Below are 25,581 nucleotides of genomic sequence, written 5' to 3'. Positions count from 1 at the left end.
GTTTTAAAGAGGATACCCAATGTCTAGCGAAGGCTTCCACGTCCACGGCCCGCACGATCACGCAGTGGAACACGCTGCCCACGGTAGCGACGGCTTCTCCAACAACATCGCCGTGATGACCGCCATCCTGGCCACCGTCGGCGCGGCGTTCGGCTATCTCGGCGGCGCCACCCAGAACGACGCCGCCCTGTTCAAGAACAACGCCGCCATCGACAAGACCGAAGCGGCCAACCGCTGGAATTACTACCAGGCCAAGTCGGCCCGCCAAAATCTGGCCGAACTGGCCATGACCTTGCCCGGCGTCGATCCCAAGCGCTACGAAGCCGATGCCGCCCGCTACAAGCACGACAAGGAAGACATCAAGAAGGAAGCGGAGAAGTTCGAGGAATCGTCCAAGCAATGGAACGAGAAGTCGGACGAAGCGATGCACAAGCATCACCAGTGGGCACTGGCCACCACCGCCGAGCAGATCGCCATCTCGCTGGCCGCCATCACCCTGCTGACCCGCAAGAAGTGGATGATGGGCCTGGCTTACGGCGTGGCTGGCGTCGGCCTGGTGCTGGGCGGCCTGGCCTGGTTGGCCCACTAAGCAACATTAACTGAGTAGCAATTGCCGCCTGTCATGGCGGCGTCATGCTACTCATGCATTCTGGTACGATAATTTTTTTCCCGCAGCAGCGCTATTTCTGCGAGAATCCCGTTCTTATTTTTTGGCGGCCCGTTCATCCGAGGGGTCGCGCCCTGTCCGCCCCTTCACATCCTGTCAGGGGCGGCTTGCTTTTTTGGAGACATGCATGAAATTTCGTTTCCCCATCGTCATTATTGACGAGGATTTCCGTTCTGAGAACACGTCCGGCCTGGGCATTCGCGCCCTGGCCGATGCAATGGAAAAAGAAGGCATGGAAGTGGTGGGCGTGACCAGCTACGGCGACCTGGCCCAGTTCGCCCAGCAGCAATCGCGCGCATCGGCCTTCGTGCTGTCGATCGACGATGAAGAATTCGGCACCGGCTCGGTGGAAGACACCGACACCGCGCTGAAGTCGCTGCGCGCCTTCGTCGAAGAAATCCGCTACAAGAACGCCGACATCCCGATCTACCTGTACGGCGAAACCCGCACCTCGCGCCACATCCCGAACGACATCCTGCGCGAACTGCACGGCTTCATTCACATGTTCGAGGACACGCCGGAGTTTGTGGCCCGCCACATCATCCGCGAAGCCAAGTCCTATCTGGACGGTCTGGCGCCGCCATTCTTCCGCGCGCTGGTGGAATACGCCAACGACGGTTCCTACTCGTGGCACTGCCCCGGCCACTCCGGTGGCGTAGCCTTCCTGAAGTCGCCGATCGGCCAGATGTTCCACCAGTTCTTCGGTGAAAACATGCTGCGCGCCGACGTCTGCAACGCGGTCGAAGAGCTGGGCCAACTGCTGGACCACACCGGTCCGGTCGCCAAGTCCGAGCGCAACGCCGCCCGCATCTTCAACGCCGACCACTGCTACTTCGTCACCAACGGCACCTCGACCTCCAACAAAATGGTCTGGCACTCGACCGTGGCGCCGGGCGACATCGTGGTGGTCGACCGCAACTGCCACAAATCGATCCTGCACTCGATCATCATGTGCGGCGCGATTCCCGTGTTCCTGATGCCGACCCGCAATCACCTGGGCATCATCGGTCCGATTCCGCTGGAAGAGTTCACGATGGAAAGCATCATGCGCAAGATCGAGGCCAACCCGTTCGCCCGCGAAGCGGTGAACAAGAAGCCGCGCATCCTGACCATCACCCAGTCGACCTACGACGGCGTGGTGTACAACGTCGAGACCCTGCGCGAAATGCTGGACGGCCAGATCGACACCCTGCACTTCGACGAAGCGTGGCTGCCGCACGCCACCTTCCACGACTTCTACAAGAACATGCACGCGATCGGCAAGGACCGTCCGCGCGCCAAGGAGTCGATGATCTTCTCGACCCAGTCGACCCACAAGCTGCTGGCCGGCCTGTCGCAGGCCTCGCAAGTGCTGGTGCGTGAATCGGAGTCGGTCAAGCTGGACCGCGACGCCTTCAACGAGGCGTACCTGATGCACACCTCGACCTCGCCGCAATACTCGATCATCGCCTCGTGCGATGTCGCCGCCGCCATGATGGAAGCGCCGGGCGGCACCGCGCTGGTGGAAGAATCGATCCTGGAAGCGCTGGACTTCCGCCGCGCCATGAAGAAGATCGACGCTGAATGGGGCAAAGACTGGTGGTTCAAGGTATGGGGCCCGAACGAGTTCGCCGAAGAAGGCATCGGCACGCGCGAAGACTGGATCATCAAGGCGGAAGACGACTGGCACGGCTTCGGCAAGCTGGCGCCGGGCTTCAACATGCTGGACCCGATCAAGGCCACCATCGTCAACCCTGGCCTGTCGCTGGACGGCAAGTTCGACGACACCGGCATTCCGGCGTCGATCGTCACCAAGTACCTGGCCGAGCACGGCGTGATCATCGAGAAGTGCGGCCTGTACTCGTTCTTCATCATGTTCACCATCGGCATCACCAAGGGCCGCTGGAACACGCTGCTGACCGCGCTGCAACAGTTCAAGGACGACTACGACAAGAACCAGCCGATCTGGCGCATCCTGCCGGAATTCGCCGCTGCCAATCCGACCTACGAAACCATGGGCCTGCGCGACCTGTGCCAGCAGATCCACGATTTCTACAAGGCTTACGACGTGGCGCGGTTGACCACCGAGATGTACCTGTCGGACATGGTGCCGGCGATGAAACCCTCGGACGCATTTGCCAAGATGGCGCACCGCGAAATCGAACGCGTGGCGATCGACGAGCTGGAAGGCCGCATCACCTCGATCCTGCTGACGCCTTACCCACCGGGCATTCCACTGCTGATTCCGGGCGAGCGCTTCAACAAGACCATCGTTGACTACCTGCGCTTCGCGCGCGACTTCAACGAACGCTTCCCAGGCTTCGAGACCGACGTCCACGGCTTGGTCAAGCGCGAAGTCGACGGCAAGCGCGGTTACTTCGTGGATTGCGTTAAGCAATAAGCATCAGGCAAAACCCAAAAGGCAGCTTCGGCTGCCTTTTTCGTTGTGAGGATGTGACATTTACAAACAATCATCTTAGTTTTCAATCGAATAAGTTCGTCCAAATTTTGGCATTTTAGCCCGATCGTCGGCGATAAAAATTAGAATAGCTTAACTTTGGCTGTTCGCTAAGAAACAAAATAAGTTTCCGTACGTCACTCGGTTTTACAATTGAGCCCGTTAATTCCATTGGGCAATATCGTGAAACTTTCCTCTTCCTTGTTGGTCGCTGTGATGTTGACACTGGCCGCCTGCGGTGGCGGTGGCGGCGGTGGCGGCAGCACGTCGAGCGGCAGCACGGCGCCGAGTAGCAGCGCCGGCGGCGCCGCAGTGACTACCCCCGCCGATCCGGCGCCGACCACGCCAACTGCACCAGCCTCACCAGCGGCACCGGCCACGCCAGCGTCCCCGTCCACGCCCGCTGCGCCGGCCGGCGACACTGCCATCACGCTCTCCAAGGCGGCCGCCTCCCAGTTCCTGGCGCAGGCCACTTTCGGCCCGACCGCCGCGTCCATCGACGCGCTGGTCGCCAGTAACAAGTCCGCCTGGATCAACAGCCAGTTCGCCATGCCGCAAACGCTGCACCGTGACTACATCCAGGAAAGAACGGCCGCCGGCGGCCTGACGGCTTACTCCATGCTGGAATCGTTCTGGAAGCAGGCCGCCATCGGCGACGACCAGTTGCGCCAGCGCGCCGCCTTTGCCCTGTCGCAGATTTTCGTAATTTCCATGGTCGATCCGAACGTAGGAACCCGCTCGGCCGGCGTGGCCGGCTATTACGACATGCTGGGCCAGCACGCCTTCGGCAATTTCCGCAATCTGCTGCAAGGCGTGGCCCTGCATCCGATGATGGGCATTTATCTGAGTCACATGCGTAACCAGAAGGAAGCCGGCGCCCGCGTGCCGGATGAAAATTTCGCGCGCGAGGTCATGCAGCTGATGACCATCGGACTGTATCAGCTGAACCAGGACGGCAGCATCAAGACCAGTGGCGGCAAGCCCATCGAAACCTACACCCACGACGATGTCATGGGCCTGGCAAAGGTATTCACCGGCTGGAGCTGGGCCGGCCCCGACCAGAGCGCTACCCGTTTCAACGGCGGCAACGCCGACCCGGCGCGCGACTGGACGCCGATGCAGAGCTATAGCACCTACCATTCCACTTCGGCCAAGACCTTCCTGGGCGTGACGACCAACGGCAGTGCCGAGGCCGACCTGAAGGTGGCACTCGATACGTTATTCAACCATCCCAACGTCGGCCCGTTCATCGGCCGCCAGCTGATCCAGCGCCTGGTTTCCAGCAATCCGAGCCCGGCCTACATCAGCCGCGTGGCCGCCGCATTCAACAACAACGGCGCCGGCGTGCGCGGCGACATGCGCGCCGTGTTCCGCGCCGTGCTGCTCGATCCGGAAGCCGCCGGCACTGGCAGCGCCAAGAAGCTGCGCGAGCCGGTGCTGCGCATGGTCAACTGGATGCGCGCCTTCAACGCCAAGTCGACCAGCGGCCGCTTCACCATGGTCGGCACTGACGATGCGTTAAGCGGTCTGGCCCAGTCGGCGCTGCGCGCGCCATCCGTCTTCAACTTCTTCCGACCCGGCTACACGCCACCGGGCAGCGCGCTATCCGCCGCCGGCATGGTGGCGCCGGAGATGCAGATCACCGGCGAGCCGTCGGCGACGGGCTACCTGAACTACATGCAGGGCGTGATCCCCAACGGCGCCGGCAACGGCCGCGACATCCAGCCCGACTACAGCGCCGAGCTGGCGCTGGCGGCGCAGCCGGCACAACTGGTCGACCGCGTCGCCCTGCTGCTGGTTGGCGGCCAGATGTCGGGCACGCTGCGCAACCAGCTGATCACGGCGCTGAACGGTGTCGCCCTGCCGGCCGCCACCGCCACCAACGCCGCCACCATCGCGACGGCGCAAAAGAACCGCGTCTACCTGGCCATCTTCCTGACGATGGCCTCGCCTGAATACCTGGCCCAACGCTAAAAGAGGACTGCCATGCACCATCACCCTTCGCGCCGCCGATTCCTCGGCAATATGCTGGCCCTGGCCGGCACCGGCGCCGTACCCTTCACGCTGAATCTGGCGGCTATGGGCAATGCCGCCGCGCAGAACGCCAGCGACTACAAAGCCATCGTCTGCCTGTTCCTGGCCGGTGGCAACGACCATTTCAATACCGTGCTGGCGACCGACAGCAGCTCGTGGAGCGAATACCAGCGCATCCGCACCACCACCGACAGCGGCTCGATCGCCCTGCCCGGCGTCGGCGCCACCGGCGGCGTCCTGCCGATCGTGCCGAACAGCCCCCAGGCCGGCCGCACGTTTGCGCTGCATCCGTCGCTGGGGCCGTTGAAGGAATTGTTTGACGCCGGCCGCCTCGGCGTGCTGGCCAATGTGGGCACGCTGATCCAGCCGACCACGCTGGCGCAGTACAAGGCCGGCGCCGTAGCGCTTCCGCCGCGCCTGTTCTCGCACAACGACCAGCAAGCCACGTGGCAGTCGTCGCAAATGGAATCGTCGGCCACCTCGGGCTGGGGTGGGCGGATGGCCGACATCATGGCCTCGGCCAACGGCAGCTCCACCTTCACCTGCGTCTCCAATGCCGGCAATGCGCTGTTCCTGGCCGGCCGCACGGTACGCCAATACCAGATCAGCGGCAGCAGCGCCGTGCCGATCAACCGCCTGAACGACAGCCTGTTCGGCCTGCCGGCCGGCAGCAATCCACTGCGCCAGATCATTAGCGGCGAACAGTCCGATCCGTTCCAGAAGGACCATGCGGCGGTGGTCGCACGCGCCATCAACGCCCAGGCCACGCTTAGCAGCGCCATGTCGGCGGTCGGCAGCGGCGTTCCCGATCCCACCCAGTACGTCAATCCGAATACCGGCGTGGCGGCGGTCAATCCGCTGGCGGTACAGTTGCAGACGGTCGCCCGCCTCATCGGCGGCCGCAGCACGCTGGGCGTGCGCCGCCAGGTGTTTTACGTTAGTCTGGGCAGCTTTGACAGCCACGATTTCCAGCGCACCAATCAGGCAGACCTGCTGGCCAAGCTGGCGCACGCCATGGCCTACTTCGACGGCGTGATGGGCAACCTGCAAGGCGCCGACATGCGCAAGCAGGTGACGCTATTTACCGCCTCCGATTTCGGCCGTACCTTCACCAGCAACGGCGACGGTACCGACCACGGCTGGGGTGCGCACCACTTCATCATGGGCGGCGCAGTCAAGGGCAAAGACATCTATGGCAGCATGCCGGTGACCGGCCTCGGTCACGCACTGGACGTCGGTTCGGGATCGCTCCTGCCAACCACCTCGGTCGATCAGTACGGCGCCACGCTGGCCAGTTGGTTCGGCCTGTCGGCCACGCAGATTGCCGACGTGTTTCCCAACATCGGCAACTTCAGCAACCGCAACCTCGGCTTTATGGCCGGCTGATCAGGCGGAAACCGCCACCGTCAGCGTGGCGACATAGCCATCGGTGGCGTTGCCGGTGATAGTGGCCATCTGCAGCGAATAGCCGTCGCTGAAGACGTTGTCGGTGGCGAAGCTGATCGCGGCCAGGTTCTTGACGCTGGCGCTGTAGCCGCTGGTGGCGTACACCTCGTTGCTGGTCGCCACCGGGAAGGTGAACTGCGACGTCTTGATGCGGCTCGACGCGGTGGTGGCCTTGGCCAGCGACGGATACACCTCAAAGTGCACGTGCGGCACGCGCCCCGAATAGCAGCCTGGATAGATGGTGGTGAAGGTGATGTTGCCGCTGCTGTCGGTCTCCTGCACGCCGCGCAGATAATTCTGGCCGGTGACGCCGCTGGAATACAACGAGTAGTTGCCGTCACGGTCGCAATGCCACAGGTACACTGCGGCGCCGGATAGTGCCGCGCAGTTGTTGTTGGCGTTGACGATCTGCAGCTTGATGGTCAGCGGCACGCCGCCCGCCGTGCCGCTGGCGCTGCCGAAGCTGCTGCGAATGTCGCTGCGCACCACACCCGATTGCGTCAGTACGTTGACCACGCCAGCGCTGGTGCTGTTGGTGCCGTCGGCAGGATACGGGCCGCCGGTCTCTTCCGGGATAACCGAGCACGAGCCGACGGTCGGCGTGGTGGTCGTGGTCGTCGTGGTGGTGGTTGTGGTGGTCGTGGTCGGCGTCGTGGTCGCGGCCGAGGTGGTGCTGGTGGTTCCGCTGGCGCTGTCGGAACCGCCACCGCAACCCATCATGGGCAGCGTCGAGGCGCCGGCCAGCAGCCAGCGCAACGTCTGCCGACGGTCGCTGTTCAGGTTGAGCATTGCGGCCAGATCTTCGGCCAGGCTGTGTTCGTGCATTTCGTCGTGGATATCCATACCTGCTCCTGCTTGGGTGAGAAAGCCGCCGCGACGCGCAAGGCGTGGCGGCGGATGCAACTGGTGTGACATCAGACCGTGGTATTGACCAGGTTGCCGCTGCTGCCGTGATTGCCGACCTTGGTCGACAGCGCTTGCAGGAACGCTTCCAGCTTGCTGGTGGCGTCGCTGCTGGAGGTGCTGGTGCTGCTATCGGTGCTGGCCGTGCTGTCGGTGCTCGTGCTGGTGCTGACGCCCAGCTTCTCCAGCAGGTTGGCGAACGAGCTCTCCAGCTGGTCGACCGCATCACTGCTGTCGGCGCCATCCGTGCTGTCGGTACTGGTGCTGCTGTCGGTGGTGCCCGAGCTCAGCTTGGCGATCAGGCTTTGCAGGTCGGAATCCAGCTTGCCGGGACCGCCCTGGCCACCAGCCGACTGCTCGCTGTATGGCGGCGGCGTGTCGTTGCTGCTGTTTTGTGCGTGCAGCGCACCCATCAGGCTTTGCAGGAAACTGCCCAGCGCAGCCGCCACGTCGGTGGCATCGGTGGTGGTGCTGTCCGTGCTATCGGTGGTGGTCGACGCGGTCGAGGTGTCGCTGCTGGAACTGGCGCTGCTGCTCGACGAGGTGTCGGTGATGCCGATCGACTTCAGCGCTTCGGCGATGGCGTTGGCGAAGTCGCCGCCATCCGGTGGTGGCGGCGGACGCACGCCTTGCGTGCTGTCGGCGCTGTTGCTGGCGTTGCTGCTGCTGACGTTGGTGCTGCTCAGGCGACTCAGGAAACTGAGCGCGCTGGCGGCGCTGGTGGAACTCAGGGCGCTGATTGACATACGATTCTCCGCTTATTTGGTTTAGAGGTCATGACGGGCACTGCTTTGCAAAAAACGTTAATCGCGCTGCGGATGGCGCGGTTGGTCGTCGGCTTGCTTCTTGCGCTGTTCCGGCGTCAGCACGGCCAGCAATTTCTGTTGCGTCCGCACGCGCTGCAAGGCGATGTTGGCTTCGGCCGTTGCGGCCTCCCTGGCCAGCGCAGCGGCTTTGGCGTCGTCATACTTGTCGGCGCTGGCCAGCGCGTGCAGCGCTTCACGGGCCTTGGCGGCGGCCTTGCCTTGTTCGCGCAGATACGGGGTTTCGGCGTGCAGGATGGCGAAGACCTTGTCTTCCTGCGCTTCGCTCAGCTCCAGACCGTGGAAGAATGGCGGACGGCCAGGGCCGAAACCTGGACCGGGGCCAAAGCCGTGACCGAAGGCTGGGCCGTGGTCGGGGCCGCCGTCCGGGGCGCCACGCGAGCCTGGGCCGCCTGGGCCACGGTCATCGCTTTCCGGGCCACGTGGGCCATGATCGCCTTGCGCCATCGGCGGCGGCTGGTCTGCATCCATGTCTCCGGCGCGGGCGGCGCCTCCTGTCGTCAACAGCGGCAGCGCCAGCACGGCAGCTAGCAGAATGTTGCGACCATTTGATTTTGATGTTTTCATGCCCTGATCCTTGATTGGTAGTGAGCCATCATTTTCTGGGCCGCCCCCGTTAAGTGGCGTTAGGGCAAGGTAAATCTGCGTAAAGATGATGATCTGACATCCAATTCCCATAAGGCAATACGTTGTAAATCCGGGTAAAACCGCGCCGGAAGCCGCATGGGCGCTGTTATGATTGACGATCTGTATCTAAAGAAAAGTGCGGCAATGAAGAGCAAAGTACTGCTGATAGACGACGACATCGAACTCGTTGGGATGTTCAAGGAATACCTGGAACAGGAAGGCTTCGACGTCAAAGCCGTGCACGACGGCGAGGCCGGCACGGCCGAAGCCTTTACCGGCCTGTATGCGATCGCCATCCTCGACGTGATGATGCCGCGCATGAATGGCCTGGAAACCCTGCGCCGCATCCGCACCAACAGCCAGCTGCCCATCCTGATGCTGACCGGCCGCGGCGACGACACCGACCGCATCGTCGGCCTCGAACTGGGTGCCGACGACTACGTGGCCAAGCCGTGCACGCCGCGCGAACTGACCGCCCGCATCCGCGCCATCCTGCGCCGCGCACAAAGCGCGCCGGCCGACCACAGCCAGCAGACCGCCATCTCGGTCGGCCAGCTGATCATGTGGCCGGAACAGCGCCGCGCCACTTGGGCCGGCGACAAGCTGGAGCTGACCAGCACCGAATTTAATCTGCTGGAAGTGCTGGCCCGTAACGCCGGCCGTCCGGTCAGCAAGAACACCCTGTCCGAGCAAGGCTTGGGCCGCCCGCTGGCGCGCTTCGACCGCAACATCGACGTCCACCTGAGCTCGCTGCGCCACAAGCTCGGCACCATCGCCGACGGCCGCTCCTGCCTGCAAACCGTGTACCGCCTCGGCTACCAGCTGATCAAGGAGTAAGCCTTGGGTCGTTTGTTCTGGAAATTTTTCCTGTGCATCTTGCTGGCGCAGTTTGCCGCCACGGTCGGCATCGGCAGCGCCATCTGGCTGAAGAACCGCAACCAGCAGACCAGCCCGCTGGTCAACCTGGACACCAGCCCGCCGGCCGAGATGGCCATCAACGCGGCCGCCGCCACGCTGGAATTCGGTGGCGTCAAGGCGCTGCAGCGGATGCTGGAAAACATGGACCGCCATCGCGTCTACGCGGTGGACGAGCAGGAACACGAACTGCTGGGCCGCATCGTCAATCCCAAGACTTTGCAGGAAACCCGCGTGCGCCTGAAGGAAGACGGCAAGCGCCGCGTGGTGCGCCAGGTGACCGGCGACGACGGCAAGCGCTACATGCTGTTCCTGCCGTCCGGCGAACGCCTGCGCGGCATGGACGGCGACAACCGTCCGCTGCTGGCAGGCCTGGGCGGCGGCGCGCAAATGGCCATGAAGGCGGCCTCGGTGCTGCAAGGCGGCGATGGCCGCGACCGTTTTGAAGACCGTGGCAACCGTCCGCCGCCGGGCTTTGGCAGGGCCGGTGACGCCAACCGCCCTGCCGGCGCACCCGGCCCCACCGGCCCAACCGGCACCATACCGGCGCTGGACGGCGCCCAGGCTGGCGATGGCCGTAGCCGCGGCCCCATGCCGGGCGACGGCCAGCCAGGCTTCGGCGGCCCCGGCCCCGGCATGCAAGGCGACATGGGCGGCGAGCGTCAATGGGGGCCGCGCTTCCAGCCGCTCGGCCCGTGGGTGCCGATTGCCGCCGCCATCCTGGCCAGCCTGCTGTTCTCGGTCCTGCTGGCGTGGTACTTCTCGCGTCCGATCCGCGCCTTGCGGCAAGCGTTTGACGCCGCCGCCAATGGCGACCTGTCGCCACGCTTCGCCAACGAAAACGGCGGCAAGAGTGGCAACGAACTCAACGATCTAGGCCGCGACTTCGACCGCATGACCGCGCGCTTGCGCAGCCTGATGGACGGCCAGACCCGCTTGCTGCACGATGTCTCGCACGAATTGCGTTCGCCGCTGGCGCGCCTGCAGGCCGCGATTGGGCTTGCGCATCAGCAGCCGGAGAAATTGAATGCGTCGATGGAGCGCATCGAACGCGAAAGCGTGCGCATGGACAAGCTGGTCGGTGAGCTGCTGACGCTGGCGCGTCTGGAAGCCGGCGCCATCAAGGCGTCGCAGGAAGAAATCAGCATGGCCGACCTGCTCGACCAGATCGCCGACGACGCCCGCTACGAAGCGGCCAGCCAGCAGCGCAGCGTGGTGCAGGACGGCGAGGCCGATGTGCAGGTCATGGGCCAGCCCGACCTGCTGGGTCGCGCCATCGAAAACGTGGTGCGCAACGCCATCAAGCACAGCCCGGATGGCGGCGAGGTGCAGTTGCAGGTGCGCGCGCTGGCCGACACGCGCCAGTTGGTGATCCGGGTGCTGGATCGCGGACCGGGCGTATCGCCGGCCGATCTGGACACCATCTTCCAGCCCTTCTTCCGCTCCAGTAACGCCAGCACGGAAGGCCATGGCCTGGGACTGGCGATCGCCCAGCATGTGATCCAGGCGCACGGCGGCAGCATCAAAGCCAGCAACCGTGCCGGCGGCGGCTTATGCGTCGAGATGGTTTTACCGGTGAAGAAATAAAAACGCGGGCCGAGGCCCGCGTTATCGTTATGCTTTTGGCAGGGTCACGCCACGCTGGCCCTGGTACTTGCCGTTGCGGTCCTTGTAGGACACATCGCAGACTTCGTCGCTCTCAAAGAACAGCACTTGCGCACAGCCTTCGCCGGCGTAGATCTTGGCCGGCAGCGGCGTGGTGTTGGAGAACTCCAGCGTCACATACCCTTCCCATTCCGGCTCGAACGGCGTCACGTTGACGATGATGCCGCAACGGGCGTAGGTCGATTTGCCCAGGCACACCGTCAGCACGCTGCGCGGAATGCGGAAGTATTCCATGGTGCGGGCCAGTGCGAACGAATTCGGAGGGATGATGCAGACGTCGCTTTTCACGTCCACGAAGGAATTCGAATCGAAATTCTTCGGATCGACGATGGTGCTGTTGATGTTGGTGAAGATCTTGAATTCATCGGCGCAGCGAATGTCGTAACCGTACGACGAAGTACCGTACGAAATTACCTTGCGGCCTTCTTCCTGGCGTACCTGATCCGGGAAGAACGGTTCGATCATGCCGTGTTCTTCCGCCATCCGGCGTATCCATTTATCGCTTTTAATCGTCATCGCAATGCCATCCTTCAAGTTTTACAATGCCCGAGATTTTACGCTAACGCCGCCTTTTTAAGAACTTTTTTACCAGATTGCCCGACAGCAGGTCGTCGATCATCTCCCGGGTGGCCTCGGCGGCGGCGGCCGGGTTCTCCATCGGGAACAGGTGGCCGCCGGGCACGATGCGGAAATGGTTGCCGACCAGCGCCTTGGTGTGCTGGTGGCCGGACTGGCTGGTTTCCCAGGAGTTGTCGCCGCCGATAAAGCCGATCGGTACCGGATAGCCCTTGCGCAGCAGTTGCGGCAGATGGTGCGGCAGCGTGGCGTAGACGGCAGTTTCGTTCTCGCGCGTGAAGCGGAGTTGCACGCCTTCCTCGTGCGGCTTGAGGCCGCTGTCCATGTAGTCGGCCAGTACGCCGGGCGCCCAGGCGGCAAACAGGTCCTTGGCGGCAAAGTGCTGGTAAGCGGCGCCGACATCCGGCCAGACGTTGCGCCGGCGGATGGAGAATTTGGCCGGCGGCATCGTGTAAGCCCGGCCCAGCCGCTTGATCATATGCCAGGCGAAAGCGCGCCAGCCGCCGACCACCGGCGCATCCAGCATCACCACGCAGCGCACCAGGTCGGGACGCTGGAGCCCAACCATCATGCTCAACATGCCGCCCAGCGAGTGGCCGACCAGGATCACCGGTGCGGTGTAGCGCGTGGTGAGTTCGTGGATGTATTCGTCTACCAGCCGCGGCCAGCCGTCGGTGACGGGATACTGCGGATTGTGCGCATGCATGTCGAGCGACTGGATGTCGAAATGCTGGGACAGTTGCGCGAAATATTGCCGGTACACGCCCGCCGGATAACTATTGGCGTGGGCGAAATGCAGCTTGGGCTTGCTCACAAGCGGTCTCCGTATGGTTATTTTTACTTCATTGTAATGTGGACGCTGGCCGGACGCTGGGGGAAACGTTCTAATTTGCCACAAGTGAATCTTCTGTTAATATTATTTTGATATGAAAATTCTAACCATTCTGGCGTTGGCAGCGGTGCTGGACATCGACGCAGCCAAGAAAAGTCTGCCGCAGATCGACAAGGAGATCCGAGGCAAGGCGCCGGCCGTGCCGGAGGGGAAGCCGGACAGCCGCTACGGCCATCTGTCGCAGGCGATGGAGCGCGGCTATGTCGGCGCCAATCCGCACGACTGGAGGGGCTATTACGAGAGCCCGGAGGGGATTGTCTACTACACGGAGACGATCAAGGGACAGACCAAGTGCTGGATGACAGGGCCGGTCACATCGCCGTCAGGGACGAGCAACGGGGCAATCAGTATTGGCTGTCCGGCATCGACCTCGTGGAAGCGGTATTAGCGCCAGTAACGCGCGGTGTCGTGCCGGTATGCCGACGTGGTGATGCTGTCGCCGAATTCCAGCGTGATGGCGCCCGATTGGTCGGTGCGCAGGCCGGTGATGCCCAGCTGGCGGTAACGCTCCACTACCTCCAGTTTTGGATGCCGGTAGCGGTTGCGATAGCCAACCAAAAATAGCGCCAGCTGCGGTTTGACCGATTGCAGAAACGCGTAGGTGGACGACGTGCCGCTGCCGTGGTGCGGTGCAACCAGCACGTCGGCCGGCAGGCGGTTGGCCTCACGCGCCAGCAGCTGCGCTTCCTGTTCGGCTTCGATATCGCCCGCCAGCAGAATCGACTTGTCGCCTGCGGTCAGCTTCAACGTGCAGCTGCGCGCGTTGGCTTTGAGCGCATGGCTGGCGTAGCTGCCAGGCTGGGGGTGCAGGATTTCGAAGTCGACGCCATCCCATCGCCAGCGCTGGCCGGCGGCACAATGGACGTGCTGGCGTGCAGCCTGCGCGATGGCGTGCTGCGGCGACAGCGACGACAGCACCCAGCCGGTACGCACACCGTCCAGCACCGACAACGCGCCGCCGGAATGATCGGCATCGCTGTGCGAAACAATCATGCCATCCAGCGCGTTGATGCCGCGCGCCCGCAGATACGGCACGATAACACGGTTGCCGGCGTTGGACTCGGGACTGTAGGCGGGGCCAGTGTCGTACAGCAGCCGATGGCCGCTGGTTTCGATCAACAGCGCCATGCCCTGCCCCACATCGAACGCGGTGACCGTCATGCGGCCCGGCGCGGGATGCGTGGGTTCGGCGGCCAGCAGCGGAATCCATGTCGCCAGTCCGAGCCAGCGTACCGGCCAGCCACGCGGCGCCAGTAGCCAGATGGTGCCGAACATCGCCCAGCAGAATAACCAGAACGGCGGCTGCGGCGCGTTCCACACGGCGTAGCGCATGGCGCTGAACCATTGCAGGCATTGCGCCAGCAATTCCACCAGCCAATGCGCAAGCCCGAGCACCGGTGCGGCCAGCATCGCAGGCAGCATGCTGCCGATCAGCGCAAGCGGCGTGACGACAAGGCTGATCAGCGGAATGGCTACCGCATTCGCCAGCGGGCTGACCACCGATACCTGGCCAAACAACAGCATCGTCAACGGCACCAGTCCGAGGGTGACCGCGTATTGCGTGTGTGCGCCAACGCGAAGAGCGAGCAAGAAGCGTTCACGGTACGTCGGTGGGATTGGCATGTGCGGCGCCGCTGGATCGTTTCCGTCCGGTGGCGCATGCGTTACGGGCACGGTCCGCCCCACCGTCGCGTACAGGATGACGGCGACGGCGCTGAACGACAGCCAAAATCCTGGCCACAACACTGCCCACGGATCGATCACCAGCACCACGCCAAGCGCGGTGCACAGCACGTGCGAAACGCTGATCAGGCGATTGCACCACAGCGCCGCAGCAACCACCATCAGCATGTATAGCGTGCGCTGCGCCGGCACCCCAAAACCAGCCAGCAGCACATACAGCAGCGCCACCGACGCGCCGACCAGCGCCGCCACCTTCTGCGCCGGCAACAGCAGCGGCAACTGCGCGCGCGTGAAGAACGAACAGCGCCACAACGTAAATGCCGCCAGTGCAAACAGGCCGGCCACCATGGTGATGTGCAAGCCGGAGATGGAAATCAGATGGCCGATGCCGGTGCGGTTAAAGACCTGCCAGTCCGATTGATCGATGCCGCGCTGATCGCCCACCACCAGCGCCACAATCACGCCGGCATACAGCTTGCCGGGTAGCGCGTCCAGTATGCGCTGTCGCAACACGGCGCGGCTATGCTCAATCACATTGCCGGCGCTGACGACGAAGCTGTCCAGGCGCTGATTATCGCGCGCCACGCGCACGTAGCCGGTGGCGCGCAAGCCCTGCTCCAGCAGCCACGCTTCGTAATCAAAATTATAGGGATTGGCGTTGCCATGCGGCCGTTGCAGGCGAACCGTCAATTGCCAGCGCTCACCCGGTTGGATGTCCGGCACCTCGGCCACCTGATCGCGATAGCCCGAGTACCACGACAACGCAATCTTCGGCGGCAGCGCACCATCCGCGCGCTCCACCGCAAAATTAAAGCGCACGCCCTGTGAAAACTTGTATGGCAAATTATCCACCGTGCCGACGATACGTACATCGCGGCCCTCATCGGCCAGCGCCAACTCCGGCGCCAAAGCCCGCTGCGCCAGCCACGCGGCCCAGAAAAATCCCGCCACACAGCCCGCCGCCAGCGCCACGACGCCGCGCACCACAGGCGGGACACGGTGCGCGATGTAGCGCCAGACCAGTAGCAGCACCAGCGACAATCCGAATGCCCAGGCCATCGCCGGCAGCGACGGCAACGCCGCCTGCCACTGCAAGCATGCCGTCCCTATCGCGAAGCCTATCAACGCCATCCGCATAGCACCGCCTCCCCTGCAGCGATACTACGCAAATAAAAACGGCGGCACACTCATGCGCCGCCGCCGTTTGACGCATATCAGACTACGTCAGCTTACATCTTCCAGCGCAAGCCAACAGAGACCGAACGTCCGATCTGGAGCGTGCCGAAATTGGTCTGCTGCGCGTTTCCGGCATTGCCGAAGTGATAGTACTGCTGCTGCATTTCGTTGGTCAGGTTGACGCCACTGATATCGACCGACATGTTGTCGTTGATTTTGTAGGAAACCTGCATGTCCACGCTCTTCTCCGGATGACGCCAGATACCGATCGGATTGGCAAACAACGCGGCTTCGTTGCTGGCCAGGAAGCCGGAGCGCCAGACATAGGACAGGCGCGCGCTGACCGAGCCTTTTTCGTATGCCAGGGTGGCGTTATACGAGCTGTTGGACACGCCGAAGAACGGCGTCTTGAGCTGGGCGATGATCTCGCCGGCATCATTGGCATCAGGCACGTTCTGCGACGAGGTGAGTCGGGTATAGCTGCCCTGGAATCCCAGGCCATCCAGCAGACTCGGCAGCCCTTTCGGGAAGTAGATCAAGCCCAGCTCGGCGCCACTGATCGTGCCGTCGGAGGCGTTGACCGGCGAATTGATCACGTAGTCATAGCCGTTGGTATGGTCGCCGCCCGAGGTCGAGTTGCGGAACGGGTCGTTGGCAGGGTCAACGTGCACCTTGCGACGCAAGCCCACCACCAGGCCGTCGATCTTGCGCTTGAACGCCGTGCCATAGAGTGCGCTGTCCTTCTGGAAATACCACTCTGCCGTCAGGTCCATGTTCTTGGAACGCGTCGGTTTCAGGTCCGGGTTGCCGCCGCTGCCAGAGCCGTAACCCACCTTCGAGACGTCGTCCCCGAGCTGCAACACAGGATTCAGATCACCGAAGTTCGGACGGCGCAGGGTTTCACCGTAGTTGAAGCGCATGACGACGTCCCTGGATGGGTCGTAAATCAGCGTCATGCTCGGCAGTACCTTGCTGGTGGACTTGCTCGCACTGGACGGGGTGACCGCCTTGGTGGTGGCGTCGACCTTGTAGAAGGTCATGTCGGTATCGACCTTGACGTAGCGTGCGCCGAAATTGCCGCGCAGACGATGGCCGAACAGCTCGGTTTGGGTATTCCCCATCAGGAACAGGTTGGCCGTCTTTTCTTCGACCTCGAACGTCTTCTGCAGGCGCAATTGGTCGGTGGTCAGGAAGTTCGGATCGGTCGAGCTAAACAGCTTGCGCCAGTCGTCGATGTGGTCGCGGATGTAGTAGGCATTGGGCTCCACCCATGAGCGCGGAACGTTCGAGATATCGGTGCCGAAGTTCGAGTTGGTGGAGACATACTGCGGGCCCAGCGAGGCCAGGCTGCGGTTCAAGGTGCCCGATTGGGTCCGGTTCGCTTCCGACGCCTTGCGGTCGTCGAAGCGCGCGCCGAAATGGATGGTCTCCAGCGGGCCCCAGTCGGCCTCGTAGATACCGGTAAGATTAGCGGTCGCGGCGCTGCCCTTGTTGCGGTTGGCGTTATCGTAAAACTGCGCCACATTCCACTTGCTCGGATCGGTCAGGTCGGCGTTGTTGTTGTTAAAACCAAACGCCGTGTTGCCGCCGCCGGCATTGAAGTCGACGTTGATGGAAGGCGCGACGCGATCGATCCGGGTAGCGGTGAATTCCGAGTGGTAGGTGCTGGTCTGGTACGACAGATCGCCATCCAGCTTCAGGCGGTCGCCGACATTCCATTTGCCGTTCAGTGCATACACGTAGGAATCGGTTGCCGACGTGGTGTAGTCGCCGCTGTTGAAGCCGTAGACGTTATTGACGGTACGGCTCTTGATGATGTTGGTTCCCGGGAAGGTCGTAATGGTGCTCGCAGGGTTGCTGCCGAGGTCGCCCCACCAGTCCACAAAGCTGAACAGCAACTGGTTAAAGGACTTGTCGCGATAACCGTTGTACATCGATTCGAAGGTGTAGACCGCATCGCTGTTGGGCTTCCACTGCAAGGCGAGATTGGCGGCAGGACGCTCTCGCTTGCCCTGCACGTCGCTCTGGAAAACGGCGTCGCGCGACAGGTAATACGGATAAGCCTTGCCGTTGAAATCCAGCGTTGAACCGGCAGCCGTCGGCAAGCCGGTATGGGTGCCGGGCGTCCAGATACTGGTGTCGGTGATGCGCTGCAAGGGTGTGTAACCTGGCGGCACTTCGGCCGCATTCGGGCTGGTGAACGGTACCATCGCACCCGGCGTCACGCTCTCATTGCGGTACTTTGTCTGGTTGGCCGACAGATTAACCAGAGCGCCAACTTCGCCGATGCCGGTTTCCCAGCGGTTGCTTGCCATGGCGCTGAGTTGCGGGTTGGCCTTTTTCGCCGGATCGAGGTAGGTTTCACGCGCCGAAAGCGACACTTTCGCCTCCTTGAAATCGAACGGCCGCAACGACTTGACGTCCACCTGGCCGGCGATGCCGGTCTCCAGCTGGCTGGCGTCGCGCGTCTTGTAGACGTCAATCTGGCGCACCAGGGTTGACGGAATGTCCTGCAGCGCGACCTGCGTGCCGGATGCGGTAAAAATCGTGCGGCCATTCCAGGTGGTCTGGACGTCCGGCAGGCCACGAATCGACAAGGTGCCGACTTCGCCGCCGGCGCGGTTGGTAACCTGCACCCCGGTCACGCGCTGTAGCGCCTCAACCACATTGTTATCGGGCAGCTTGCCGATGTCTTCGGCCACCACCGATTCCACGACCTGGTCGCTGGTGCGCTTGATCGCCAGGCTCTTGATCAGTGACGCCTTGACGCCGGTGACCACCACGGTGGTTTCAGGCGTCTCAGCTGGCTCGGGCTTGTCGGCGGCCGCTTGCGCCCACACCGACGCGCTGCTAAGCAGGCCGGCGCCCAGCAGCGCGACGACGGACAGTTTCAGATGGCATGGATGTGCGGCGGCCGCCGCGATGCGGATGGATTGGTGGTGCATGTTGTCTCCCTAAGTGTAATTTTTTTTTGATGCAGCTTTAACACCGCTCAATTCATCTTATGGAGATCACAACACCCGATCCAATCGTTTTTTTTCGCCGGCCGATATTGGTTTAGATATCTTCAAGTGTCAGCCGATCAACTGATATCCATAACGGTATCGGAACGACACAATATGTTATTGGCATTAAAGCAATGCTCAAACTATTCTCGAACAGCGACTGAAAGTTACAGCGCATCCAAATAGTTTTAAAAATAACAGGAGACAAAACCACATGAAACAGATTCAGAGGAAACTCATCAGCATTGCCGTTGCCGGCACCTGCGGCGCACTTGCCTTACCCTTACCCGCCTATGCGCAGCAGACCCAGCCCGAAGCGCAACCCGCTGCTGCCGACGAAATGAAGACAGTCACCGTGTCTGGCTCGCGTATTTCCACGCGCGGCTTCACGCAGCCGACGCCCACCACCACTTTGAGTGCCGATGATCTGGCCAAGAGTGCCGAACCCAATGTTTTTAATACGCTGGTCGAACTGCCCGCGCTGCAAGGCGGCACCGGCCGCACCACGTTTACTTACAGCACCAGCAGCGGCGTACAAGGCCTGAGTTCGCTGAGCCTGCGCGGCCTCGGACCGATACGCACCCTGACCTTGCTGGATGGTCAGCGCGTGATCGGCGCCAATGTCACCGGCGTCACGGACATCAGCCAGTTCCCGCAACTGCTGATCAAGCGCGTCGACGTCGTCACCGGCGGCGCCTCGGCCTCTTACGGCTCGGACGCGATTGGCGGCGTGGTCAACTTCATCACCGACAAGAAGTTTGTCGGCTTTAAAAGCAATCTCGAAGGCGGACAGACTACCTATAGCGACGACAAGAACGCAACCCTGCAGGCCGCCTGGGGCCGCGCCTTTCTGGAAGAGCGGCTGCACATCGTCGCCAGCGGCGAATACGGTCGTGAAAAAGGCATCGATTCGGCAGGCTTTGGCGAGATTGGCGTCGGCGGTCGTGACTGGTTCACCAATCCCGACCTGCAGACCCGCTCGCTAGCAGAAACCACCGATGGCAAGCCGCAAATCCGTTTCGTCCATCGTTCGCAACCGTATCAATATGCGCGCTACGGCCTGATTACCAACGGTCCGCTGCAAGGCACTGCGTTTGGCGCGGATGGCGTACCGTATCCCTACTTCTACGGTTCCAACGGCGTACCGACCGGCACCGGCGGCGTCACCAACTGTATCAATCCCGCCTGCGTCGGGGGCGACCGCAGCGGCACGATCCAGGGCGGCTCCAACCTGGCGATGGACCTGACGCGCAAGGTCGGCTATATGCGCGCCGGTTTCAATATCAATAACGACCACGAGCTGTATGCCACCGTCAACCTGGCCAAGGTCACGTCGGCGTTTTCGCCCGTGCCGGGCGCCATCAAGAATGCCAACCTGACCATCCAGTGCGACAACCCTTACCTGCCGGCGTCGATTGTGGCGGGCTGCGCCGCCAACAACATCACCAATTTCCAGTACGGCACCGGCAACGGCCAATTCCCGCGCAACATCAACGTCCATCCTGAGCGCACCCAGCAACGCCTGGTGATAGGCGCCAACGGCAAATTCCCCTTGTTCGGGGTGGACTGGTCGTACGATACCTATGCCGAATATGGCCGCAATCAAACCGATATCGCGGTGCGCGATCTGTCGCTGAACGCCCACTACAACGCCGCCATCGACGCCATTCGCGCCCCGGACGGCACGATTATTTGCCGCAATCCGGTGGCGGTGGCGTCGGGTTGCAAACCGATGAGCATCTTCGGCAACGTGGCGCCAAGTGCCGAAGCGCTGAACTACGTGCTGCCGCCTGCTGGCGCCTTCCAGCACTCGGTACAGCGGCAAAATGTAGTTAGCGCTAACATGAGTGGCGAACTGTTCTCCAACTGGGCCGGACCGTTGTCGCTTGCCACCGGCGCCGAATACCGGCGCGAGAGCTACCGTGTGACCGGCGATCCTTACGGCGCCGGCGTCACCAGCGAGACGCCGAATACCGCCACTTACCCGGCCGATCCTCTGCTCAATGCGCAGATCGGCAACAACTGGTTTTCCGGGAACTATCACAACGCCAACGGCGCCTACAACGTCAAGGAAGCGTATGTGGAGCTGAATGTGCCGGTGCTGAAGTCCGCCACCTGGGGCGAAGGCAATATCAACCTGGCCGACCGCCGCACCAAATACAGCACTTCGGGCATGGTGGGCAGCTGGAAGCTGGGCGGTACCTGGACCGGCCTGGATGGCTGGCGTGTGCGCGCCGTGACCTCGCGCGATGTGCGGGCGCCGAATCTGAGCGAGCTGTTCGCTGCGCCGGTGGTCATCAACGGCACCAATCTTTACCAGGGCAACACGCTGACGGTGCAGCAACGGACCATCGGCAATACCAAGCTACGACCTGAGATTGCCCGCAACTCCATCCTCGGTGTGGTGCTGAACCAGCCGAGCTGGGCGCCGGGCTTCAGTGCGTCGGTGGACTACTTCGATATCAAAATCAATGGCGTGATTTCCACTTTGTCGTCGCAGCAGCTGGTGGATCTATGCGTGGCCGGCAATCAGGAAATCTGCTCGACGATGCTGCTGAACAGCCCTGTTCCCAATACCAACTACGTGACCCTGCAGGCATTCAACCTGGCCTCGCAGTACGTCAAGGGCTACGATGTCGAAATGGCTTACCGCAGCAATCTGACGGCCCTGAACCTGCCCGGCAAGCTGACGTTGCGCGCGCTGGCCACGCATACCATCAGCTTCCTGGTCGATTCCGGAGTGGTGGGCACCGTGCCGACGGAAAACGCCGGCGCCAATCGCGGCAGCACGCCAAACTGGAAGGTGATGGCGTCGCAATCGTGGGATACCGACAGCGGCAGCCTGACGCTCAGCGAACGCTGGATCAGCAGCGGCGTGGTCAGCAACGAGTTCATCGAATGCCGGACCAATTGCCCGGTGTCGACCAATAATCACCAGACCATCGATAACAACCATATGGCGGGAGCGTTCTACATCGACTTCGGCGGCAGTCTCAAGGTGTCGAAGAAAATGACCGCTTACTTCAAGGTGAATAACGTGGCGAATATCTCACCGCCGGCGGCGCCTGGCATTCCGCTGGGCGCCAATCCCGCGCTGTATGACTTGATTGGCCGGGAATACCGCGTGGGTGTGCGTTACAACTACTGACGCGCGGCGTTATTTCAGCAGCATGCGCGGCAGCGCGGCGCGGGCATTGGCGGTGGTGGCCGTTGCCACCTGCTCCACCGTCATGCCGCGCAGTTCGGCCAGCACGGCGCCGATGCGGGGAATCTGGTCGGGGCTGTTGCGGCCCGGATGCACCCAGGAGGGAGAGATGTCCGGGGCGTCGGTTTCCAGCACGATGGCGTCGAGCGGCAGTTCGGCCGCCAGGCGGCGGATCTGCAAGGCGCGGGTGAAGGTCATGGCGCCGCCAAAACCGAGCTTGAATCCGAGGTCGATATAGGTTTTGGCCTGCTGGTCGCTCCCGTTGAAGGCGTGGGCGATGCCGCCGGCCGGCGGAATCTGGCGCACGTGCTTGAGGATCACGTCCTGCGAACGGCGCACGTGCATCAGCACCGGCAGCTCGAATTCGCGGGCGATCTTGAGCTGCTCGCGGAAGAAGAAAATCTGCTTCTCGCGCATCGCCGGTTCGGTCAGCATGGGGATGAAGAAGTCCAGGCCGATCTCGCCCAGCGCCACGAAGCGCGGGTCGGCCATGGCGGCGGCCACCTGTTCGCGCAGCATGCGCAGGTCTTCCTCTTTGGCGTTCGGCACGTAGATCGGATGGATGCCCAGCGCGTAGCAGGCGTTGTCCACGCTGGCCGCCAGTCCGGCGACGATCGGGAAGTTGGCGGTCTCCACCGCCGGAATGACGATCATGCCGACGCCCTGCGCCTTGGCCAGCGCGGCCTGCGCCGCCGATTCGTCGCCGAATTCGTGCGCGTCCAGATGGCAGTGGGTGTCGATCCACATGGCGTTATACCTCGTCGGCCTGCAATCCCTGGTCGGTCATGCGCAGCACGCGGTCGCAGCGGCGCGCCAGCTCGATATCGTGGGTGACGATGACGAAGGCGGTGCCCAAGGTGCGCGATAATTCCAGCATCAGATCGAAAATCTGCTGCGCGGTGCCGTGATCGAGGTTGCCGGTCGGTTCATCGGCCAGCACGCAGGCGGGCTGCGTGACCAGCGCACGGGCCAGCGCCACGCGCTGCCGTTCGCCGCCGGACAATTCGCCCGGCACGTGGGTCACGCGCTTGCCCAGGTTGACGCGTTCCAGGATCTGCTGCGCCGCCGACCGGGATTCGTCGCGCTTGAGGCGGCGGATCAGCAGCGGCATGGCGACGTTATCCAGCGCGCTAAATTCCGGCAGCAGGTGGTGGAACTGGTAGACGAAGCCCAGCGATTTATTGCGCAGGTCGCCGCGCGCGGTTTCACTGAGGCTGGCAAAGTCCTTGCCTTGCAAGGTGACGCTGCCTTTGGTCGGCGTATCGAGGCCGCCCAGCAGATGCAGCAGCGTCGATTTGCCGGAGCCGGAGGCGCCGACGATGGCCACGCGTTCGCCGCGCCGCACGTCGAGATCGATGCCGGCCAGCACCTGCACCGAATACGAGCCCTGGGTAAAGGTCTTGCCGAGATTGCGGCAGGACAGGACGACTGGTTCACTCATAGCGCAGCGCCTCCGCAGGTTTGACGCGGGCGGCCCACCAGCTTGGATACAGCGTGGCGACAAACGCCAGGATCACGGCCACGCCGCCGATCTTGAAGACGTCCGGCCAGCGCAGGTCCGACGGCACGGTGCTGATGTAGTAGATATCCTTGGACAAGAACTGCACTCCCAATAAATGTTCAATAAACGGTACGATCACATCGATGTTCAGCGCCACCAGCACGCCGCCGGCCACGCCCAGCGCGGTGCCGAGGATGCCGACCAGCGCGCCCTGGATCATGAAGATCTTCATGATCGACGGCGGCGAGGCGCCCAGTGTGCGCAGGATGGCGATGTCGGCCTGCTTGTCGGTCACGGTCATCACCAGCGTCGACACCAGGTTGAAGGCAGCCACGGCGATGATCAAGGTCAGGATGATGAACATCATGCGCTTCTCGGTCTGCACGGCGGCGAACCAGTTGGCGTTGAGCTTGGACCAGTCGCGCACGAACAGGTCGCCCGGCATCGAGGCCTTCAGTTCACCGGCCACCTGCGGCGCGCGGTTCATGTCTTTCAGGCGCAGGCGCAGGCCGGCCGGGGCGTCGATGCGCAGCAGCTTTTCGGCGTCGGTCAGGTGGACGAAAGCCAGCGACGAATCGAACTCGTTGTGCCCTGCTTCAAAGATGCCGACCACGGTGAACGAACGCAAGCGCGGCAGCACGCCGGCCGGCGTCGGCTGGCCCTGGGCCAGCGCCAATGTGACCTTCTCGCCCAGGTTGACGCGCAGCGCGCGCGCCAGCTCGATGCCCAGGACGATATTGTAAGCGCCCGGCTGCAAGGCGTTGAAGCTGCCGCGCTTGGTTTGTCTGGCGACGTCGGACACTTGCGGTTCCTGCGCCGGCAGCACGCCGCGGATGATGGCCGGCCGCAGCACGTCGTCACGCACCAGCATGCCCTGGGTTTCGGCGAACGGCGCGGTGCCGACCACTTCCGGATTCTTGCGGGCGTCGATGGCTTCCTGCTGCCAGTTCGGCATGGCGCCGCTGTTATCGAAGATTTCCACGTGGGCCAGCACCGACAGCATGCGGTCCGTCACTTCCTTCTGAAAGCCGTTCATCACCGACAGCACCACGATCAGCGCGGCCACGCCCAGGCCAATGCCGGCCATGGAAATCAGCGAGATAAACGAGATAAAACTATTGCGTCCGCTGCGCTTGCCGGCGCGCGTGTAGCGCAGGCCGACCAGCCACTCGAACGGCAGATTCTTCACAATACTCATAGGCTCCGGAAGGGATCACACGAAATTAGCCCGAAGTGTGCCATACAAACGCACTTTCATGGGTGAAACACCGAACTTTCCGCCCATAAAAAACCGCGCCGGGCAGCATAGCTGCGGGCGCGGCAAAGGATCTTAAGATCTTTTTAAGCGGCGAATTGCTCGCTCTTTTTCGATTTGCGACGGCCCATGAAGCCGACCAGCCCCACGCCCACCATCATCATGGCCCACGATTCCGGCTCCGGTACGGCCGAGACCGTCAGCACGGTCTGCGAGCTGTGATCCAGGCTCTTGTACTCGGTGTAGCTGTACTGGGCGGCGCCATTGAACTGGTAGTCCTTGGCGGCCTGCACCCAGGTGTTGGCGTCATGGGAAATTTCATCGTTGTGGTCGAAGACGCCGCCGGTTTCAGCCAGCACAACGCTGTTGGCCGGATTGGTCACGCTCCACAGCGCCAGCTGGAATGCCGCCGCCTTGTTTTCGTTGTAGACGCCGCCCACGAAGATCTGGCTGTACGAGCTTTCATACAGATTGCGCACCAGTTCGCTTGGAGCGTAGCTGGACGCGCCATAGTTGGTGACCGACGGGATGCCCCAGGTAAGCGGATCGATGCAGAATGCCAGCACGCTGCTGCTGCCATTGACCAGGTTCCAAGGTTCGACGGTGGTGGCGGGCGAACCGAAGATGCTGGAGTCGGCATTGAAATACAGGACAGCCGACTTCGATTCGATGTTGATTGCCTGGCTGGCCTGTGCAAAGACCAGGGTGGCGGCGAGAACGACGGCTTTGAGTGCGAATTGTTGGTTCATGATTTCTTTTCTCTTTATAAA

19 protein-coding genes are annotated in these 25,581 nt (G+C 62.6%); 8 read left to right on the top strand and 11 right to left on the bottom strand.

Features of this window, described 5'->3' with window-relative positions; translation table 11 throughout:
- The first annotated feature begins 19 nt into the window (after nucleotides 1–19).
- The 4 genes from GTP55_RS12895 to GTP55_RS12880 all read left to right on the top strand — a co-directional run bounded on the left by GTP55_RS12895 (nucleotide 20) and on the right by GTP55_RS12880 (nucleotide 6,524).
- Nucleotides 20–589: a DUF4337 domain-containing protein gene (locus GTP55_RS12895; protein ID WP_161045343.1), complete on the top strand. Its 570-nt coding sequence runs from the start codon at nucleotides 20–22 to the stop codon at nucleotides 587–589.
- Between the two features lie 205 nt (nucleotides 590–794).
- Nucleotides 795–3,047, top strand: coding sequence for an arginine/lysine/ornithine decarboxylase (locus GTP55_RS12890; RefSeq protein WP_110847703.1), 2,253 nt, complete (start codon nucleotides 795–797; stop codon nucleotides 3,045–3,047).
- Between the two features lie 273 nt (nucleotides 3,048–3,320).
- A complete protein-coding gene (locus GTP55_RS12885) occupies nucleotides 3,321–5,078 on the top strand; it encodes a DUF1800 domain-containing protein (RefSeq protein ID WP_161045342.1) in 1,758 nt (585 codons plus the stop codon).
- A 12-nt stretch (nucleotides 5,079–5,090) separates the two neighbouring features.
- The gene (locus GTP55_RS12880; RefSeq protein ID WP_161045341.1) at nucleotides 5,091–6,524 is read left to right on the top strand and encodes a DUF1501 domain-containing protein; all 1,434 of its coding nucleotides are present in this window, start codon (nucleotides 5,091–5,093) and stop codon (nucleotides 6,522–6,524) included.
- Here the strand turns inward: GTP55_RS12880 and GTP55_RS12875 are convergent, their stop codons facing one another.
- The 3 genes from GTP55_RS12875 to GTP55_RS12865 form a co-directional block, all read right to left on the bottom strand.
- Nucleotides 6,525–7,427 carry an intradiol ring-cleavage dioxygenase gene (locus GTP55_RS12875; protein WP_161045340.1) on the bottom strand — a complete coding sequence of 301 codons (903 nt, stop codon included), beginning with the start codon at nucleotides 7,425–7,427 and terminating at the stop codon, nucleotides 6,525–6,527.
- 71 nt (nucleotides 7,428–7,498) lie between these two features.
- A complete protein-coding gene (locus GTP55_RS12870; RefSeq protein WP_161045339.1) occupies nucleotides 7,499–8,233 on the bottom strand; it encodes a hypothetical protein in 735 nt (244 codons plus the stop codon).
- Between the two features lie 57 nt (nucleotides 8,234–8,290).
- Nucleotides 8,291–8,878, bottom strand: coding sequence for a Spy/CpxP family protein refolding chaperone (locus tag GTP55_RS12865; RefSeq protein WP_161045338.1), 588 nt, complete (start codon nucleotides 8,876–8,878; stop codon nucleotides 8,291–8,293).
- Nucleotides 8,879–9,082: 204 nt separating this feature from the next.
- Between GTP55_RS12865 and GTP55_RS12860 the strand changes: the two genes are divergently transcribed.
- Together GTP55_RS12860 and GTP55_RS12855 are read left to right on the top strand one after the other, a co-directional pair.
- Entirely contained in the window at nucleotides 9,083–9,775 is a 693-nt protein-coding gene (locus GTP55_RS12860; protein ID WP_161045337.1) for a response regulator transcription factor, read from the top strand.
- A gap of 3 nt (nucleotides 9,776–9,778) precedes the next feature.
- Nucleotides 9,779–11,440 (top strand): sensor histidine kinase, encoded by a 1,662-nt coding sequence (locus tag GTP55_RS12855; RefSeq protein WP_161045336.1) that lies wholly within the window; start codon nucleotides 9,779–9,781, stop codon nucleotides 11,438–11,440.
- 27 nt (nucleotides 11,441–11,467) lie between these two features.
- On the opposite strand, the gene dcd is transcribed toward GTP55_RS12855, so the two are convergent.
- A complete protein-coding gene (gene dcd / locus GTP55_RS12850; protein WP_110847696.1) occupies nucleotides 11,468–12,034 on the bottom strand; it encodes a dCTP deaminase in 567 nt (188 codons plus the stop codon).
- Between the two features lie 43 nt (nucleotides 12,035–12,077).
- The gene (locus GTP55_RS12845; protein WP_161045335.1) at nucleotides 12,078–12,908 is read right to left on the bottom strand and encodes an alpha/beta fold hydrolase; all 831 of its coding nucleotides are present in this window, start codon (nucleotides 12,906–12,908) and stop codon (nucleotides 12,078–12,080) included.
- Between the two features lie 112 nt (nucleotides 12,909–13,020).
- Between GTP55_RS12845 and GTP55_RS12840 the strand changes: the two genes are divergently transcribed.
- Nucleotides 13,021–13,374: a hypothetical protein gene (locus tag GTP55_RS12840; protein ID WP_161045334.1), complete on the top strand. Its 354-nt coding sequence runs from the start codon at nucleotides 13,021–13,023 to the stop codon at nucleotides 13,372–13,374.
- Here GTP55_RS12840 and GTP55_RS12835 read toward each other — a convergent pair.
- Together GTP55_RS12835 and GTP55_RS12830 are read right to left on the bottom strand one after the other, a co-directional pair.
- Nucleotides 13,371–15,806 (bottom strand): DNA internalization-related competence protein ComEC/Rec2, encoded by a 2,436-nt coding sequence (locus GTP55_RS12835; RefSeq protein ID WP_161045333.1) that lies wholly within the window; start codon nucleotides 15,804–15,806, stop codon nucleotides 13,371–13,373. The genes GTP55_RS12840 and GTP55_RS12835 overlap by 4 nt on opposite strands.
- A gap of 92 nt (nucleotides 15,807–15,898) precedes the next feature.
- Nucleotides 15,899–18,790, bottom strand: a complete 2,892-nt coding sequence (locus tag GTP55_RS12830; protein WP_161045332.1) for a TonB-dependent receptor — start codon at nucleotides 18,788–18,790, stop codon at nucleotides 15,899–15,901.
- A 274-nt stretch (nucleotides 18,791–19,064) separates the two neighbouring features.
- Between GTP55_RS12830 and GTP55_RS12825 the strand changes: the two genes are divergently transcribed.
- The gene (locus GTP55_RS12825; protein ID WP_161045331.1) at nucleotides 19,065–21,998 is read left to right on the top strand and encodes a TonB-dependent receptor plug domain-containing protein; all 2,934 of its coding nucleotides are present in this window, start codon (nucleotides 19,065–19,067) and stop codon (nucleotides 21,996–21,998) included.
- 9 nt (nucleotides 21,999–22,007) lie between these two features.
- Here the strand turns inward: GTP55_RS12825 and GTP55_RS12820 are convergent, their stop codons facing one another.
- The 4 genes from GTP55_RS12820 to GTP55_RS12805 all read right to left on the bottom strand — a co-directional run bounded on the left by GTP55_RS12820 (nucleotide 22,008) and on the right by GTP55_RS12805 (nucleotide 25,560).
- Nucleotides 22,008–22,802: a TatD family hydrolase gene (locus GTP55_RS12820; RefSeq protein ID WP_161045330.1), complete on the bottom strand. Its 795-nt coding sequence runs from the start codon at nucleotides 22,800–22,802 to the stop codon at nucleotides 22,008–22,010.
- Between the two features lie 4 nt (nucleotides 22,803–22,806).
- Nucleotides 22,807–23,496 (bottom strand): lipoprotein-releasing ABC transporter ATP-binding protein LolD, encoded by a 690-nt coding sequence (lolD, locus tag GTP55_RS12815; protein WP_161045329.1) that lies wholly within the window; start codon nucleotides 23,494–23,496, stop codon nucleotides 22,807–22,809.
- Nucleotides 23,489–24,754 carry a lipoprotein-releasing ABC transporter permease subunit gene (locus GTP55_RS12810; protein WP_161045328.1) on the bottom strand — a complete coding sequence of 422 codons (1,266 nt, stop codon included), beginning with the start codon at nucleotides 24,752–24,754 and terminating at the stop codon, nucleotides 23,489–23,491. The genes lolD and GTP55_RS12810 overlap by 8 nt, the downstream gene beginning before the upstream one ends.
- A 143-nt stretch (nucleotides 24,755–24,897) precedes the next feature.
- Nucleotides 24,898–25,560, bottom strand: a complete 663-nt coding sequence (locus GTP55_RS12805) for a PEPxxWA-CTERM sorting domain-containing protein (protein WP_161045327.1) — start codon at nucleotides 25,558–25,560, stop codon at nucleotides 24,898–24,900.
- Nucleotides 25,561–25,581 lie beyond the last annotated feature (21 nt).

Source organism: Duganella margarita, assembly GCF_009857535.1.
Lineage (GTDB): Bacteria > Pseudomonadota > Gammaproteobacteria > Burkholderiales > Burkholderiaceae_D > Rugamonas > Rugamonas margarita.
This window is presented reverse-complemented; position numbering and strand designations above follow the sequence as displayed.

Excerpts from the sequence above, each read along its gene's own strand:
- GTP55_RS12860 (WP_161045337.1), top strand. The coding sequence starts at position 9,083 with ATGAAGAGCAAAGTACTGCTGATAGACGACGACATCGAACTCGTTGGG.
- GTP55_RS12865 (WP_161045338.1), bottom strand. The coding sequence starts at position 8,878 with ATGAAAACATCAAAATCAAATGGTCGCAACATTCTGCTAGCTGCCGTG.
- GTP55_RS12835 (WP_161045333.1), bottom strand. The coding sequence starts at position 15,806 with ATGCGGATGGCGTTGATAGGCTTCGCGATAGGGACGGCATGCTTGCAG.
- GTP55_RS12875 (WP_161045340.1), bottom strand. The coding sequence starts at position 7,427 with ATGGATATCCACGACGAAATGCACGAACACAGCCTGGCCGAAGATCTG.
- lolD (WP_161045329.1), bottom strand. The coding sequence starts at position 23,496 with ATGAGTGAACCAGTCGTCCTGTCCTGCCGCAATCTCGGCAAGACCTTT.
- GTP55_RS12825 (WP_161045331.1), top strand. The coding sequence starts at position 19,065 with ATGAAACAGATTCAGAGGAAACTCATCAGCATTGCCGTTGCCGGCACC.
- GTP55_RS12880 (WP_161045341.1), top strand. The coding sequence starts at position 5,091 with ATGCACCATCACCCTTCGCGCCGCCGATTCCTCGGCAATATGCTGGCC.
- GTP55_RS12840 (WP_161045334.1), top strand. The coding sequence starts at position 13,021 with ATGAAAATTCTAACCATTCTGGCGTTGGCAGCGGTGCTGGACATCGAC.
- GTP55_RS12810 (WP_161045328.1), bottom strand. The coding sequence starts at position 24,754 with ATGAGTATTGTGAAGAATCTGCCGTTCGAGTGGCTGGTCGGCCTGCGC.
- GTP55_RS12895 (WP_161045343.1), top strand. The coding sequence starts at position 20 with ATGTCTAGCGAAGGCTTCCACGTCCACGGCCCGCACGATCACGCAGTG.
- dcd (WP_110847696.1), bottom strand. The coding sequence starts at position 12,034 with ATGACGATTAAAAGCGATAAATGGATACGCCGGATGGCGGAAGAACAC.
- GTP55_RS12830 (WP_161045332.1), bottom strand. The coding sequence starts at position 18,790 with ATGCACCACCAATCCATCCGCATCGCGGCGGCCGCCGCACATCCATGC.
- GTP55_RS12890 (WP_110847703.1), top strand. The coding sequence starts at position 795 with ATGAAATTTCGTTTCCCCATCGTCATTATTGACGAGGATTTCCGTTCT.
- GTP55_RS12870 (WP_161045339.1), bottom strand. The coding sequence starts at position 8,233 with ATGTCAATCAGCGCCCTGAGTTCCACCAGCGCCGCCAGCGCGCTCAGT.
- GTP55_RS12885 (WP_161045342.1), top strand. The coding sequence starts at position 3,321 with ATGTTGACACTGGCCGCCTGCGGTGGCGGTGGCGGCGGTGGCGGCAGC.
- GTP55_RS12805 (WP_161045327.1), bottom strand. The coding sequence starts at position 25,560 with ATGAACCAACAATTCGCACTCAAAGCCGTCGTTCTCGCCGCCACCCTG.
- GTP55_RS12820 (WP_161045330.1), bottom strand. The coding sequence starts at position 22,802 with ATGTGGATCGACACCCACTGCCATCTGGACGCGCACGAATTCGGCGAC.